This is a genomic window from Pantoea sp. E956-1 (genome assembly GCF_982223955.1).
In genome coordinates this window covers 83,173-98,811 of sequence record NZ_CEUYZP010000007.1, presented here as the reverse complement: position 1 = coordinate 98,811, position 15,639 = coordinate 83,173, and the positions used below count along the sequence as shown (strand labels likewise).

Below are 15,639 nucleotides of genomic sequence, written 5' to 3'. Positions count from 1 at the left end.
TTGATGATATGACAACAACAGGAATAAACAGATGGGTCGCTGCGCTGCTGCTGGGCTCCGCAACGCTAAGCTGCGCACTGGCGCAGGAAAGTGCGCCGATCACTGTCGCCGGAGAAACTGCGGTGCAATCTTTGCCGCAGGAACCCGCCGCGCCGCTGCGTAACAGCCAGCTGAGCTTTGTTAAGCTGGCGCCGCCGCCGGGCAGCATGACGCTGCGTGGTACGCGCACCACCGGACAGATTGAGTTCGGCGTGCGCAGTGATGAGGTGGTGACGCGTGCACGGCTTAATCTCAGCTACCGGCCATCGCCTGCGCTGCTGCCCACGCTGTCGCAGCTCAAGGTCTATCTCAATGACGAACTGGTGAGTCTGATCACCCTGACGCCGGAACAAATCGGCAATCAGAATCAGATGCAGCTGGCGATCGATCCCCGCTTTATCACCGATTTTAACCGCATACGCTTTGAGCTGGTCGGTCACTACGCCAACATCTGCGAAAATCCGGCCAACAGCACCATCTGGCTCGATATCGGTAAAGAGAGCGGTCTGGATCTGACGCTGCAAAAACTGCCGCTGAAAAATGACCTGTCACACTTCCCGGAGCCCTTTTTTGATGCGCGCGACACACGACCGCTGATCCTGCCGATGGTGTTTGCTGCCCGGCCGGACATCAGGCAGCAACGCGCCGCTGCAATCCTCGCGTCCTGGTTCGGCAGCAAAGCCGCCTGGCGAGGACAGCGCTTCCCGGTGCTCTACAATCAGCTACCGCAACAACAGCATGCCGTGGTGTTTGCCACCAACGACGCGCGCCCGGATTTCCTGAAAGATCTGCCGCCGGTGACGAAGCCAACCGTGGAGATGGTGAGCCAGCCTGGCAGCCCCTATGAAAAAATGCTGCTGATTCTGGGACGCAACGACGACGATCTGCTGACGGCGGTGCAGGGCATCGCGCAGGGTGAGTTGCTGTTACGTGGCGACATCTCGACCATTGACCGCGTCACGCTGCTGGCACCGCGTCAGCCCTATGATGCGCCAAACTGGGTGCGCACCGATCGCCGCACCACCTTTGCTGAGCTGACGCAGTATGAAAACCAGCTGCAGTCTGACGGCCTGCAACCCAATCCGATCAGCCTGACGCTGAATCTGCCACCCGATCTCTTCCTGGTGCGGGCGCGCGGTATCGATATGGATCTGAGCTATCGCTACACCTCACCTGTCCGGCAGGATGGCTCAAGGCTGGCGGTCAATCTGAACAATCAGTTTATTCAGGACTACCCGCTGCTGCCGAAAAACACCGCCGGGCAGCAACTGCTGCATATTCCGCTGATTCAGGGGATGCTGGACAAGAATCGTGAGTTGCTGATTCCGGCATTACGCCTGGGCATGGTGAACCAGCTGCGCTTCGATTTTGACTATGCCAATACCTTTATGGGGGGCACCGCTGACGGACGTTGTGAAACCGTGACGCCGGTTGGCCATCATGTGGTGCTGGATGAGAGTTCCAGCATCGATTTTTCGGGCTATCGCCACTACATCGAAATGCCGTCACTGCAGACCTGGGCAAATGCAGGCTTTCCGTTCAGTCGCTATGCCGATCTGGCTCAGACGCTGGTGCTGGTTCAGCCAGAACCGGATGTGCAGCAGGTCAGCACGCTGCTGAATACGCTGGGCAATATGGGTGCGCAGACCGGCTATCCGGCGCTGCGCATGCAGCTCACCGATGACTGGAGCACGGCGCAAAAGCAGGATGCGGATCTGCTGTTGATCGGCGTCATCCCCAAAGATCTTCAGGATGACCGCCGGATCTCTGCGCTGGTCGATGCTACTGCCAGCTGGCTGAAAACGCCGGTGAGAAAGGCTTCTCAAACTACTCAGCTGCTCAGCGAGGCTGAACGGGCAGCGGAAAGTACCACGGCTATCGGTTCACGTGGCCCGCTGGCGACCGTAATCGGTTTCCAGTCGCCGTTTTACGATCAGCGCAGTGTGGTGGCGCTGCTCGCCGATGGCAGTCCGCGCAGCTGGCAGCTGCTCGATGAGGCATCAGGCGACAGCGGCAAGCGCAGTGCGATTTCTGGCTCCACCGCGATTATCCGTGAGTCTGGCGTCAACAGTCTGCGCGTCGGAGAGACCTACTATGTGGGCCATCTGCCGTGGTGGGAGCGGCTCTGGGCCATGCTGGCGACGCATCCATTCTGGCTGGCGTTGTGCGCAGTGTTTGTTGTGGTGCTGTTTGCCGTACTGGTCTGGCGTCTGATGCGCCTTATCGCGAACCGCCGTCTGCTTGACGATGAAGATGAATAAGCGGCGTTTGCTGCGGGCAGGTGTACTGATCGGCGTGCTGGGTGCGCTGCCGGGGCAGGCTGCGCCTGTTACCGGGCCGCAGGTCTCGCCGGTTGACTGGCTGCTGACCCAGGTGCGAATCGGCGAATCCACTAATAAGTATGCGCTGGTGCAGCAGTCGCTCTACCGGCTGGAAAAGATGGACCCGGATAATCCCCAGGTGCTGGCGGCGCGTCTGCGACTGGCGCTGCATCAGGGCGATATCACCGCAGCGCAGAAACTACTGGATCAGCTCAACCAGCTGGCGCCCGACTCGGCGGCCGCGCGTGAGTCTGCCGCAGGCCTGCGCATGATGTCGCCTGAGGGACGGCAGCAACTTCAGCAGGCGCGCCTGCTCGCCACTTCTGGCCGTCTGGCGGAGGCGAAAAGCGCTTACGATGCGCTGTTTAATGGCGTGTTCCCCGATCCCAACATCGCCCTGGAGTACTGGCGGCTGCTGGCGCGCCTTCCCGGGCAGGACGATGTCGTCTGGCAGCAGCTTCAGGCGCTGGAGCAACGCTATCCTGGCAATGTTGGCGTCGGATTGCAGATTGCCCGCATGGCGTTTGATCGGCAACAGCCAGCGCAGGCGATAGCACAACTGACGCGGCTGGCTGAGAGCGGCGGCGGGCGTGATGCTGCGGCTGACCTCTGGCTGAAGCAGATCAACGATCAGCCAGTCAGCGACAGCAGCGTGGCGCAGTTGAAGGCTTATCTGACTGTTTTTACCGACGGCGACGCGCACCAGCAGGGCGTGGATGTGCTGGCGAAGCAGCAGGCGCAGCTCGCCGATCCCGCCTATCGCGAACGAATGCGTGCCCTGGCGCTGGTCGAGGCGGGCGATGTGAATAATGCAATGGCAGCGCTTAGCCGGGCACTGAAGGATAACCCCAACGACGCCGAATTAATGGGCGCGATGGGGCAGACCCAGGCCCGTGCGGGCCATCGTGAGACGGCGATTCAGTGGCTGGAATGGGCCATTAAAGCGGGTCAGCAGAGCACGTTGATCGGCAAATGGCAGTCGCTGCTGCAAAGCAATCGTTACTGGCTGGCGATTGAGAAGGGCGATAAGGCGCTGGCGCAGCACGATGTTGAGGGGGCCGAACGCGCTTACCGCGCCGCACACAAAATTGATAGCACCGACAGCTATGCCCTGACAGGACTGGGGGATGTGGCGATGGCGCGTAAAGATGCGGCAGGTGCCGAACTGTTCTGGCAGCATGCGCTGCGGCTTGACGCGACCAACACGACCACCGTTCGTCGCCTGGCTGGGTTGTATCAGGCCGAGTCGCCTGCCCGCGTAATGCAGTTTATCAGTACGCTACCTGCCGGGCAGCAGCGCGAGATGGCGGGAACGTTGCGTGCGCTGCGCAGTGACAGCCTGCGCGCCGAGGCCGATGCGTTTGCCCGGCAGAATAAATGGCCGCAGGCGGCAGAGAAGTATCGGGCGGCGCTGGCGCTGCAGCCGGATGACGTCTGGCTCAGTTATCGGCTGGCGAGCGCGCTACGCGACGGGGGGGCCACCCAACAGGCGGATGCGCAGATCGCGACGCTGCAACAGCAGCATGCCGGAGATGCAACCGCGCTCTACGCCGCCGCGCTCTATCTTTCCAGCCGGGATAATGATGACGCCGCACTGGCAACGCTGCATCGCCTGCCTGAAACGCAGTGGAACAGTAATATGCATGAGCTGGCTGACCGGCTCGGGCAGGATAAAATTTTTACCAGCGCCGAAGCGCTTCGTGCGGCAGGGCAGGAGCGGGCCGCGGTGACGCTGCTTTACCAGCAGCCGGTTTCCAGCCGACGCGACCTGACGCTGGCCGACTGGGCGATGGCTCGCGGGGATGCGCAGCAGGCACTGGAGACCTATCAGCAGGTGATGACGCGCGAGCCGGAAAACGGCGATGCGGCGCTGGGACGAATCGAAGCGCTGGTCGCGCTCCAGCGCACCGGTGAAGCACGGCAGGCACTTGAGCAGCAGCCAGCCCAGCCCAATAGTCTTAATGCCGATCGCCGCGCCGCGCTGGCATGGCAGGCGGTGGGCGAAACCACGCAGGCTGCCGTGCGCTTTGCCAGCCTGAAGCAGCGCGCTGCGGCACTGCCGTCTTCGCAGGATAAGGCTTTAGTGTTTCGTGATGCGGCCAGACTGGAGCGCACACAGCAGCAGCCAGAGATCGCGCTGGCGGACTATCGTCAGGCGATGACAGCCAGCGGTATCGGCAGCGGTGAAAGTATCAGCCGCGCGACACGCTCTGAGGCCCAGGATGACTGGCTGAAGCGCAGTATTCGAAGCGACACTGCAGATCTTTATCATCAGCGTGAGACCACACTGACGGTGCAGCAGGACTATTCACGCAATAAGGGTACGGCTGGGGTCTCCGACTTTACTGCCCATACCACCATGCTGCAGGCGGAAAGTCCGTTTGCCGACGGACGCGGCTTTTTCCGTCTCGACCGGGTTGACGTCTCGGCAGGGCGTTTTTCCACCCGAAACGGCAGCTTCGACGAGCAGTTTGGTAGCTGCGACGACGCCAGTTCCGGCGGATGCAGCCGCGATGCCAGTCAGCGCGCCGAGGGCACTGCGCTGGGCGTCGGCTGGCATAATGACCGCTGGTCAGCGGATCTGGGTACCACGCCGCTGGGCTTTGAGGTGACCCACTGGACCGGCGGTCTGAGCTGGAAAACTGACGTCAGGGATCTTGGCGTGACGCTGACCGCCTCGCGACGGCCGATCGCCAGTTCGCTGCTTTCCTATGCGGGCGCGCGCGATCCATCAGCCAACGGTGGAAAAAGCTGGGGCGGCGTAGTAGCAACGGGTGGCAGCATCGGGCTGAGTTACGATCAGGGTGGGGCGCACGGCGTCTGGGGCGACATCAGTGCGCATCAGATAACCGGTAAAAACGTTGCGGATAACAGTCGCGAGCGCTTAATGGCCGGTTACTACTACAAGGTCATTAATAGCGATAATCGGCGGGCCACCGTCGGGCTGAACAGTATGCTCTGGCGCTATCAGAAGGATCTCAGCGATTACACCTTCGGTCAGGGCGGCTACTACAGTCCGCAGCAGTATCTCTCCTTTTCCGTGCCTGTCACCTGGCGACAGCGTACGGAAAACTGGTCGTTCGACCTGGGCGGCTCGGTTTCCTGGTCACATTCGAAAACCGATGCGCAGCTGCGCTATCCGGTCAATCCCGGCTTTACCCTTGCCAGCAATCCCGTTTCCGCCAGCAGCACCAGTAGCGGCACGGGGTATACGCTGCAGGGCGTGGTTGAGCGACGTATCACACCCGACTGGTTTATCGGGGTGGGCGTCGATATTCAACAGGCGAAAGACTATACCCCAAGTCATGGTCTAATCTACGTGCGTTACTCTGCCGCTGGCTGGGAAGGGGATCTGGATATGCCGCCACAGCCGCTGACACCTTACGCGGATTTCAAATAATCCCGATCGGGAAAAAGCCGGACTTTTCAGACGGTAAAAAAGTCAGTTTATGGGATATACTGGCGGGCATTGTACTGTCTGCTATCTGGGCTTTTTTCATCGTCAGGAGAGAATTTTTTGCGCGTAAGCCGGTCACTTACGATAAAGCAGATGGCGACGGTTTCGCTGGTTGCGGTTATCACCATCAGTATCTTTATCGTCATCCAACTGTTTCATTTTGTGCAGCAGCGCAGGATTGACTACGCCCAGCAGATGGAGAATATCGCACACACCGTCCGTCAGCCGCTATCGGAAGCGGTGCTGCGCGCCGACATTCCTCAGGCCGAACGCATTCTTCACTCGCTCAAACCGGCCGGTATTTTATCGCGCGCCGATGTGGTGCTGCCAAATGCGTTTCAGGCACTGCATGCCGACTTCGAAACGGAGAAACCGGTGCCGCGTCTGGTGGCGCGCCTGTTTGAACTGCCGGTGCAGATTACCCTGCCGCTCTATTCGGTGGAAAATACCGGAATGCCGAAACCGCTGGCCTACCTGGTGTTGCAGGCAAACTCGACGCGCGTCTACCAGTTTATTCTCAGCACGCTCTCAACCATGATTATCACCTATCTGCTGCTGGCACTGATCCTGTCAGTGTCGATCAGCTGGTGTATCAACCGGCTGGTGGTGCATCCACTGCGCAATCTCTCGCGTGAGCTGCAGGAGCTGCCACCGCAGTCGATTCTGACGCATAAGCTGTCCCTGCCGCAGAGCCATCGCGATGACGAAATCGGTATGCTGATCCGCAGCTACAACCGCAATCAGCAGGTGCTGGAGTCGATACATGATGAGATGAGCCGGCTGACCACCCATTTTGCCGTGACCGATTTGCCCAACCGTACCTTGTTCCTGGCGCTGGTCGAGCAGTTCATGAGCAGCCCTGGGCAGTCTCTGGGGCTGATGGTGATCCGCATTGAAACCCTGCAGGAAGCCAATGGCGTACTGAGCGATGAGCAGCGCGATACGCTGATGCTGACGCTGGTGGAGAAGATCCGTAATACGCTGGATGACCATACTCTGCTGGCGCAGATCGGTATCAGTGATTTTGTGCTGTTAATGAAGCGCGCCAGTAATCCGTTCCGCGCACTGCGTCTGGCCCGCAACCTGATGATTCGTCTTAATCAGCCGGTTAATCTGCATCAACTGCAGCTGCGTCCCAATGCCAGTATCGGTCTGGCGCTGCGTGACGATCAACCACTGAGTGCCAATGAGCTGCTGGATCGCGCGACCTCGGCGATGATGTCGGCCCGTCATCAGGGCAAAAATCAGATTCTGTTCTTTGACGCCGCGCTGACTGAGCGCGCCCAGAAGCGCCTGACTCAGGAGCACGATATTTTGCAGGGGCTGCACGACGAGCAGTTCGCCCTCTATCTGCAACCCCAGGTCGATATGCGGACCGGTGCGTTAGTCGGCGCGGAAGCCCTGCTGCGTATGCGCCAGCCAGACGGCAGTTATGGTCTGACCGAGGAGTTTATTGCCAGCGCTGAAGAGATTGGCGTGATTAGCGCGATTGGCCGCTGGGTGTTTGAAGAGGCGTGCCGCATTCTGGCAGGCTGGCAGCGACAGGGCATTATGCTGCCGCTAAGTGTGAATATTTCCGCTGTGCAACTGCGCGATACGGGCGTGGTCTCTCATCTGCAATCCCTGCTGACGCGCCACTGCATCGCACCCGGCACCTTTGTGCTGGAAGTGACAGAGACGGCTCAGCTTAATGATGCTGAACAGGCGATATCGATGCTGCGGATGCTGCAGCAGACTGGCGTGGTCGTGGCCCTGGACGATTTCGGCATGGGCTACTCCAACCTTAACTATCTCCATCAGCTGAAAGCGTTGCCGGTTAACAAGCTGAAGATGGATCGCAGCTTCGTGGCAGCGCTGCCGCATGACGACACGATGGTCCGCATCGTGGCGGCCATCGCCGGGATTATCCATCTGGAAGTGATTGCCGAAGGCGTGGAAACAGCTGAACAACGTGACTGGCTGCTGGCGCGCGGTATCCATATCGGACAGGGCTATCTGTATGCTGAAGCGCTGCCTCTGACCCGATTCAATCAGGCATGGATTGAAAACTCCTCACTACCGCAATAATTGCCTGATTCATTGATTTTGCGAGAATTTTAGTTACAAAACCCCATGCTGAAGCGTTTCAGTTCAGAATTACGATCCCCGGGTTTCCTGGGCGTTTGTCACCCTGTATTAATCACGTAAACAGAGTGTTATTTTCGGGTTACTGTCAGGCGTCACCTCTGTTGCCCGCCAGTCACAATAACGAATCCGACAACATCACCTCACGGCGTTAGTGGACACCTGTTTATGAAAACCTCACTTTTTAAAAGCCTTTATTTCCAGGTGCTGATGGCGATTGGCATCGGCGTTTTGTTAGGCCATTTTTACCCGGAGTTAGGGACCCAGATGAAGCCGCTGGGCGATGGCTTTGTTAAGTTAATCAAGATGATTATCGCCCCGGTGATTTTCTGTACCGTGGTGACCGGCATCGCTGGCATGGAAAGCATGAAAGCGGTAGGACGGACCGGCGCAGTTGCCCTGCTCTATTTTGAAATTGTCAGCACCATCGCGCTGATTATCGGCCTGATCGTGGTTAACGTGGTGCAGCCAGGTGCCGGGATGAACGTTGATCCTGCCACGCTGGATGCCAAAGCCGTGGCGATATACGCGCAACAGGCAGAACAGCAGGGTATCGTTGCTTTCCTGCTGGATGTCATCCCCAACAGCGTAATTGGCGCTTTTGCCAGCGGCAATATTCTGCAGGTGCTGCTGTTTGCCATTCTGTTTGGTTTTGCCCTGCATCGTCTGGGTAACACCGGCACGCTGATTTTCAACGTGATTGAAAGCTTCTCAAAAGTGATTTTCGGCATCATCAACATGATCATGCGTCTGGCGCCGATAGGAGCATTTGGCGCGATGGCCTTCACTATCGGCAAGTATGGCGTGGGTTCACTGGTGCAACTCGGCCAGCTGATTATCTGCTTCTACATCACCTGTATTCTGTTTGTGGTGATTGTGCTGGGGCTGATTGCACGACTGTTCGCCGGATTCAGCATCTTTAAGTTCATCGCCTATATCAAAGAAGAGCTGCTGATTGTGCTGGGCACCTCCTCTTCCGAATCTGCGCTACCGCGCATGCTGGATAAGATGGAGAAGCTGGGCTGCAAGAAATCGGTGGTAGGGCTGGTGATCCCCACCGGTTACTCTTTTAACCTGGACGGCACCTCGATTTACCTGACCATGGCGGCAGTATTTATCGCTCAGGCGACCAATGCGCACATGGATATTTTCCATCAGATTACGTTGCTGGTGGTGCTGCTGCTCTCCTCCAAAGGTGCGGCGGGGGTAACCGGAAGCGGATTTATCGTGCTGGCGGCAACGCTCTCTGCGGTGGGACATCTGCCGGTGGCGGGTCTGGCGCTGATCCTCGGCATCGACCGCTTTATGTCCGAAGCCCGTGCACTGACCAACCTGATCGGTAACGGTGTGGCGACCGTGGTGGTGGCGAAGTGGGTCGACCAGCTGGATCATAAACAGCTGACCGACACGCTGGCAGGCCGGAATAAGGAGAATAAAGCGTCTGAATCTTCAATTTAATCATTGAATTTCACTTAAATCCCCACAAATGCCCGCTGTCGCTTGCCCTGACAGCGGGCATTTGCATAATAAAGCCCACTTGTTTTTTTTGACGTTTTTCACTTCGTTACGCGACATCCTGCGCTTCCTGTGGTCAAACACTTTGTTGTTGGATAACAGCGCGATTCGGCGCCAGCCGATTCGTTAATAACAGCGGCAATATGCGCCAGTGATAACGATATTTGAATTATTTGAGTAGGGGTTCACATGCAGGGCACCAGAATTCGGCTTTTGGTTGGTGGATTAGTGCTGGCAAGCAGCTTTGGTCTCCAGGCAGAAACGCTGCAACCGGATCCGGCCTGGCAGGAAGGCAAGCTGGATAATGGATTTAACTGGCAGTTACTGGCCACACCGCAACGCCCCAGTGACCGTATTGAACTGCGGCTGGTGGTGAATACCGGCTCGCTGGTGGAGAGTGCGCAACAGGCCGGCTTCAGCCATCTGCTGCCGCGTCTGGCGATGGTGCACAACACCGCGCTTGATAACAATCAGCAGCGCGCGCTATGGCAACAGGCGATGGATCCACAGCATCCGCTGCCACCTGTGATCACCTCCTATGACTCCACCCAATATAATCTGAGTCTGCCGAATAACCGCCCCGAGTTGCTGAAAGAAGCGCTGAACTGGCTGGCGGCCACGGCGGGCAATATGGCCATCACCGAACAGGTGGTTAATACCGCGCTGGCGGCATCGGATCCGGTGGCGACCTGGCCGAAGGATACCCAGGATGTCTGGTGGCGCTACCGCCTGAAAGGCTCCGCGCTGCTGGCGCATGACCCCGCAGCGCAACCACGCGTGCCGGTTGATTTAACCCAGCTCAATGATTTTTATCATCAGTGGTACACCCCGGATGCGATGACGCTCTACGTGGTAGGGAATGTCGACAGCCGCAACCTCTCTGAGCAGATCAATAAAACCTTCTCAGCGTTAACCGGTAAACGAGAAACGCCAGCGCCACTGCCCACCCTGTCGCCGCTGCCGCACGAGCCGGTCAATCTGGTCAGCAGCAATATGACGCAGGATCGCCTCTCGCTGGTGTGGGATACGCCGTGGCAACCGATTCGTGACTCCCAGAATCTGCAGCGTTACTGGCAGGGTGATCTGGCCCGTGAAGCACTGTTCTGGCATGTCCAGCGTGCGCTCAGTGACAGCAAGGCACAGGGCATACAGGTGGGATTTGATTGCCGGGTGCTCTATCAGCGTGCGCAGTGCTCCATCAACCTGGATGGACGCAACGAAAATCTGGCGCAGAATATGAATCTGGTAGCGCGTGAGCTGGCAAACGTGCGTGATAAAGGCTTGCCGCAGGAGGAGTTCGATGCGCTGATGGCGCAGAAGCTGCTGGAGCTGAACAAGCTGTTTACCACCTATGCCCGCACCGATACGGATGTGTTGATGAGCCAGCGTCTGCGCTCCCAGCAGAACGCCGTAGTCGATATCGCGCCTGAACAGTATCAGAAGCTGCGTCAGACTTTCCTGGCCGGCCTGACCCGCGAACAGCTAAACCAGGAGCTGCGTCAGCAGCTGACGCAGGAACTGATGATGGTACTGATTCAGCCGGAAGGCGAACCGGAAATCAACGTGAAGGGCCTGCAAAATAACTGGGACAAAGTGATGGCACCGCCAGCGGCACCGGCGACCAGCAATGAAGCCAGCCCGCCGGATAGCAACGTCAAAGACGTTCCGCCAGCCGCTTAAGGTCAGGTTTTTGCCCTGAGCCATTCGGTCACTAACATCGGCCAGCTGGCGAGGGGCAAATCTGCCACGCCGCGGATACCAAATCCGTGGCCGCCTTTCTGATAGAAATGCACCTCTGCCGGAACCTTATGTTCACGCAGCGCGCCAAAAAACGCCATGCTGTGATTCACGGATACATCATCATCGTCGGCGGCGTGGATTAACAGCGTCGGCGGCACCAGCGGATGAACCCGGGTTTCCATTGAATAAGCGTCAATGGTTTTCTGATCGGGCCAGGCACCCAGCAGGCGGGTTCTGGCACCTTCATGGGCGATGCCGTCACGCATGCTGATCAGCGGATAGACCAGGACCATCGCATCCGGACGCGGTGAGAAGTTTTCTGCACCATCCTGTACCGGATAGAGTTTCTCTGCGAAACGCGTACCCAGACTGGCAGCCACGTGGCCACCCGCCGAAAAGCCCATCATGACGATATATTTACCATTCAGGCCGCGCTGCGCCCGTTCACGCAGGACGCGTACCGCACGCTGCGCATCGGCCAGCGGCGCATCAGGGCCTTCATGATGTCCATCATAGGGCAGACGATAGGTCATCACCGCCAGGGTGTAACCCATTGAGGTAAAGAATGTTGCCAGGGCGCTGCCTTCACGATCGATCATCACGCGCTGATAGCCACCGCCCGGTGCAACCAGCAGGGTAATCCCGTTTGATTCAACCGGATGCCAGATCGCCATTTCCGGGCAACGCACGCCGGTAGCTGCACGATCGTAAGGCTCATACTCTTTTGCCATATCGACAATCTGCGGCTCTGCGCGTGAATCGCTGGCGCCTGGCGCATCACCGTGTGGCCAGACATTAATAATTTCTGTGTGCATAAATAGATCCTGATGCGGGGAATATTTTAATTGTTTTGTTCGCGGCCGGAGAGAACAGCGTCCTGCTGTCTTTTGATTAAAAGATGGTCTTTTTTCAGGCAGTCGTCCATCCGAAAAGGGCGAATCTGACCAGATTCGGACTATGCCTGGTGAGGGATTTGTTTATGTAACAGTTTAATTTTAATGAATAAATTATAAGGGCAGTTGAAGGAGATTGCTGCAGGAAGTCCATCATTAACCACTAATCTGCAGCTTAAGGTAAATGGCTGGTACAGCCCGCTTCGATAGCCGCAATTTACCGGACATCACACTGCCTGCTGTTAAGGCGACATAATGATTTTAGCGCCAGGGTCACTCCCGCCACATTGCAGAGGCTTAAGTGCCAGTCTCATTTGGGAACGATCAGCGTCGGATAGAACCGGGCAGTTTCCTGTTGGTTGATGGGGTTTAACATAACATCGGTCGTTCATTCACAACGGTAAGATGCATGCCATGTTTGATACCGATCTCTCCACCCGACAAACCTTTTGTCGCCTGTGGCCGACGATTTCTCCCTTCAGGCTGGGACTGCTGGTTGCGGGTGTTGCCCTGATCGTCAACGCCGCAATAGATCCCTTTATGCTGACCTTACTGAAGACGTTGCTGGACGATGTCATTGGCAAAAATAATCACGACATTCTGCGCTGGATGCCGCTGATGATTATCGGGCTGATTCTGATCCGCGGTGTCAGCGGCTATATCTCCAGTTACTGCATCTCCTGGGTGTCAGGCAAAGTGGTGATGACCCTGCGTCGTCGCCTGTTCAGTCATATGATGGGCATGCCGGTGGCATTTTTTGATCAGCAGTCGACCGGCACGCTGCTCTCCCGTATCAGCTACGACTGCGAGCAGGTCGCTTCCTCCTCTTCCGGCTCGCTGGTGACGGTGGTGCGGGAAGGGGCCTCCATTGTCGGCCTGTTTGTGATGATGTTCTATTACAGCTGGCAGCTTTCACTGATCCTGCTGGTGCTGGCACCCATTGTGTCACTGGCGATCCGCATCGTCTCCAGACGCTTCCGCACAATCAGCAAGAATATGCAGAACACCATGGGGCAGGTGACGTCTCATGCAGAGCAGATGCTGAAAGGGCATAAAGAGGTCCTGATGTTCGGCGGTCAGCAGGTCGAGACCTCCCGCTTTGAACAGGTCAGCAATAAAATGCGTCGCCAGGGAATGAAAATGGTCTCGGCGACCTCGCTATCCGATCCGATTATTCAGTTGCTCGCCTCCTCTGCACTCGCCTTTGTGCTCTATGCGGCCAGTTTTCCGTCGGTGATGGCAACGCTGACGGCGGGATCCATCAGCGCGGTGTTTTCCGCCATGCTGATGCTGATGCGTCCGTTAAAGTCCCTGACCAACGTCAATGCCCAGTTCCAGCGCGGCATGGCAGCCTGTCAGACGCTGTTCGCGATCCTGGATACTGAACAGGAGAAGGATGAAGGTACCCGGGTGGCTGATCGCGCCACCGGGAATATTGAATTTCGCGATGTCACCTTTACTTATCCGGGATCGGAAACGCCTGCGTTGCAGCATATCAATCTGACCCTTCCCGCCGGTAAAACCGTGGCCCTGGTGGGCCGTTCCGGTTCGGGTAAATCGACTCTCGCCAGCCTGTTAACGCGTTTTTACGATATCGACAGCGGCGAAATTTTGCTGGATGGTCATGACCTGCGCGATTACACCCTGGCCTCACTGCGCGAGCAGGTGGCGCTGGTCTCTCAGCATGTTCACCTGTTCAATGATACGGTCGCCAATAACATTGCCTATGCCCGTACCGACGTCTTCAGTCGGGAGGCGATCGAAAAGGCGGCGCAGAGGGCCCATGCCATGGAGTTTATTAATAAAATGGATAACGGGCTGGATACGGTGATTGGCGAGAATGGGGTGCTGCTGTCGGGTGGACAGCGTCAGCGCATCGCGATTGCCCGCGCCCTGCTGCGCGACAGTCCGATTCTGATCCTCGACGAAGCGACCTCGGCTCTGGACAGCGAGTCTGAACGCGCGATTCAGTCTGCACTGGAGACGCTACAGCAAAACTGCACCACGCTGATTATCGCTCACCGGCTCTCGACCATTGAAAGGGCAGATGAAATTCTGCTGGTGGAAGAGGGCAGGATTGTTGAGCGCGGCTCGCATCAGCAGCTGCTGCAAAAGAACGGCGCTTATGCCCGGCTTTATCAGATGCAGTTCAGTCAGCCACTTTGTGCGTAAGAGATGTTTGTGCCGAATGCCAAAGCAGTGTGAACCCAACAGCAATTAATATGCTCAACTCACAGAGAGTCGGGTCAGAGGAGAGAAGTGTTACAGCCACGCAGCCAGACGTTACCAGCAGCCTAAAAAATGCGCCCTCAGGCGCATTTTCTGGCATCGGCACGTTCAGTGCCTGTATCAACGACGCTGGCTGTCGCTCTGTCAGTCAGGCATCGCCTCTGCCGGAATAATCGCGCCACGATGCTGAATCACGGTGCTGGCAGTCAGATGTCCGCGCTGCGCGGCGACTTCTGCAGAAGCGCCGGTCAGACGGCGAGCCAGATAACCGGCACTGAACGAATCGCCGGCTGCGGTGGTATCGATCACTTTCTCTTTCGCCAGACGTACCGCAGGCACATCGATCAGTGGCGCATCGCCGGTGACCACCAGGCAGGAGTCTGCACCGCGCTTAATCACAATTTCGCTGGCACCCGCCTGACGGGTTCGCGCGATAACGTCATCCAGCGGCTCTTCGCCCCAGAGCAGATGTTCATCATCCAGTGTCAGGAAGGCGATATCGGTGCAGCTGAGCATGGCACGATAAGCGGCCTGTGTGCTGGCCCGATCGGCCCATAAACGCGGGCGGTAGTTGTTATCAAAAATCACCTTGCCGCCATTAGCCCGGCAGCGAGCCAGCAGCACCATCAGCTTTTCACGACTGTCAGGCGGCAGAATCGCCAGGCTGATGCCGCTAAGGTAGAGATAATCGTAGTGCGACAGCTGTTCAGCTATCTCTGCTGATTGCGGACTGTCTAGCCAGTAACGCGCGGCGGCATCGCTGCGCCAGTACCAGAAGGTTCGCTCACCGTCGGCATCGGTTTCAATGAAATACAGGCCCGGCATTTTATTATCGAGCCGCTGAATCAGGTCGGTATTGACCTTCTCCTGCTGCCAGGCAGCGATCATTTGATCGCTGAACGAATCCGTACCCAGCGCAGTGACATAATCAACCCGTAACTGCTGCTTATCAACCTGGCGGGCGAGATAAACGGCCGTATTGAGCGTATCGCCGCCAAAGCCACGTTTAATGTTCTCACCCTTTTCGGACAGCTCAATCATGCATTCGCCGATGATGGCGATTTTTTTCTGCGTCATGGTTTCAGACCTGTAGTGAAATATCGCCTTAGTCTCGCGTCTGGTATGGCAGACGTCAATGGTTTTAAAACGGTGTTTTAATTTACCTTTAAAGGTGGCGATTAGCCCCGGTCTGGGGAATAAACGCCGGGAATGTCGGCTTTTTTTACCGCTTATGCTCACGAAATGGCTGAGAAACCCCCTTTTCTGAATTGAATCATCTTACTCTCCCGCTTCCCTGATGCCGTTGCCCGCGGTCTCGACT

Annotated in this window: 8 protein-coding genes; 6 read left to right on the top strand and 2 right to left on the bottom strand. The window is 57.3% G+C overall.

The genetic code is table 11. From position 1 onward, the window contains the following. Positions 1-8 precede the first annotated feature (8 nt). From bcsB to AC0T7J_RS17095, 5 genes are all read left to right on the top strand, one after another. Positions 9-2,300 (top strand): cellulose biosynthesis cyclic di-GMP-binding regulatory protein BcsB, encoded by a 2,292-nt coding sequence (gene bcsB / locus AC0T7J_RS17115; protein ID WP_473795459.1) that lies wholly within the window; start codon positions 9-11, stop codon positions 2,298-2,300. Next, complete coding sequence (gene bcsC, locus AC0T7J_RS17110) at positions 2,293-5,760, top strand: cellulose synthase complex outer membrane protein BcsC (RefSeq protein ID WP_473795457.1); 3,468 nt, start codon at positions 2,293-2,295, stop codon at positions 5,758-5,760. The genes bcsB and bcsC overlap by 8 nt, the downstream gene beginning before the upstream one ends. 117 nt (positions 5,761-5,877) lie before the next feature. Next, positions 5,878-7,884 (top strand): biofilm formation regulator HmsP, encoded by a 2,007-nt coding sequence (gene hmsP, locus AC0T7J_RS17105; RefSeq protein ID WP_473795456.1) that lies wholly within the window; start codon positions 5,878-5,880, stop codon positions 7,882-7,884. A 225-nt stretch (positions 7,885-8,109) separates the two neighbouring features. After that, positions 8,110-9,399 (top strand): dicarboxylate/amino acid:cation symporter, encoded by a 1,290-nt coding sequence (locus tag AC0T7J_RS17100; protein WP_010257403.1) that lies wholly within the window; start codon positions 8,110-8,112, stop codon positions 9,397-9,399. A 246-nt stretch (positions 9,400-9,645) separates the two neighbouring features. Beyond that, positions 9,646-11,136 carry a M16 family metallopeptidase gene (locus AC0T7J_RS17095; RefSeq protein WP_473795454.1) on the top strand — a complete coding sequence of 497 codons (1,491 nt, stop codon included), beginning with the start codon at positions 9,646-9,648 and terminating at the stop codon, positions 11,134-11,136. Positions 11,137-11,138: 2 nt separating this feature from the next. Here the strand turns inward: AC0T7J_RS17095 and AC0T7J_RS17090 are convergent, their stop codons facing one another. Continuing rightward, on the bottom strand, positions 11,139-12,011 hold the full coding sequence (locus AC0T7J_RS17090; protein WP_473795452.1) for an alpha/beta hydrolase: 873 nt from the start codon (positions 12,009-12,011) through the stop codon (positions 11,139-11,141). A 492-nt stretch (positions 12,012-12,503) separates the two neighbouring features. Between AC0T7J_RS17090 and msbA the strand changes: the two genes are divergently transcribed. Continuing rightward, positions 12,504-14,261, top strand: coding sequence for a lipid A ABC transporter ATP-binding protein/permease MsbA (gene msbA, locus AC0T7J_RS17085; RefSeq protein ID WP_473795451.1), 1,758 nt, complete (start codon positions 12,504-12,506; stop codon positions 14,259-14,261). A 201-nt stretch (positions 14,262-14,462) separates the two neighbouring features. Here msbA and kdgK read toward each other — a convergent pair whose 3' ends face one another. Beyond that, complete coding sequence (gene kdgK / locus AC0T7J_RS17080) at positions 14,463-15,395, bottom strand: 2-dehydro-3-deoxygluconokinase (protein WP_473795450.1); 933 nt, start codon at positions 15,393-15,395, stop codon at positions 14,463-14,465. Positions 15,396-15,639: the final 244 nt, after the last annotated feature.

What these genes read in the sequence shown, in the direction of transcription:
- AC0T7J_RS17100 (WP_010257403.1), top strand. Translation starts at nt 8,110, where the DNA reads ATGAAAACCTCACTTTTTAAAAGCCTTTATTTCCAGGTGCTGATGGCG.
- kdgK (WP_473795450.1), bottom strand. Translation starts at nt 15,395, where the DNA reads ATGACGCAGAAAAAAATCGCCATCATCGGCGAATGCATGATTGAGCTG.
- msbA (WP_473795451.1), top strand. Translation starts at nt 12,504, where the DNA reads ATGTTTGATACCGATCTCTCCACCCGACAAACCTTTTGTCGCCTGTGG.
- bcsC (WP_473795457.1), top strand. Translation starts at nt 2,293, where the DNA reads ATGAATAAGCGGCGTTTGCTGCGGGCAGGTGTACTGATCGGCGTGCTG.
- AC0T7J_RS17095 (WP_473795454.1), top strand. Translation starts at nt 9,646, where the DNA reads ATGCAGGGCACCAGAATTCGGCTTTTGGTTGGTGGATTAGTGCTGGCA.
- bcsB (WP_473795459.1), top strand. Translation starts at nt 9, where the DNA reads ATGACAACAACAGGAATAAACAGATGGGTCGCTGCGCTGCTGCTGGGC.
- AC0T7J_RS17090 (WP_473795452.1), bottom strand. Translation starts at nt 12,011, where the DNA reads ATGCACACAGAAATTATTAATGTCTGGCCACACGGTGATGCGCCAGGC.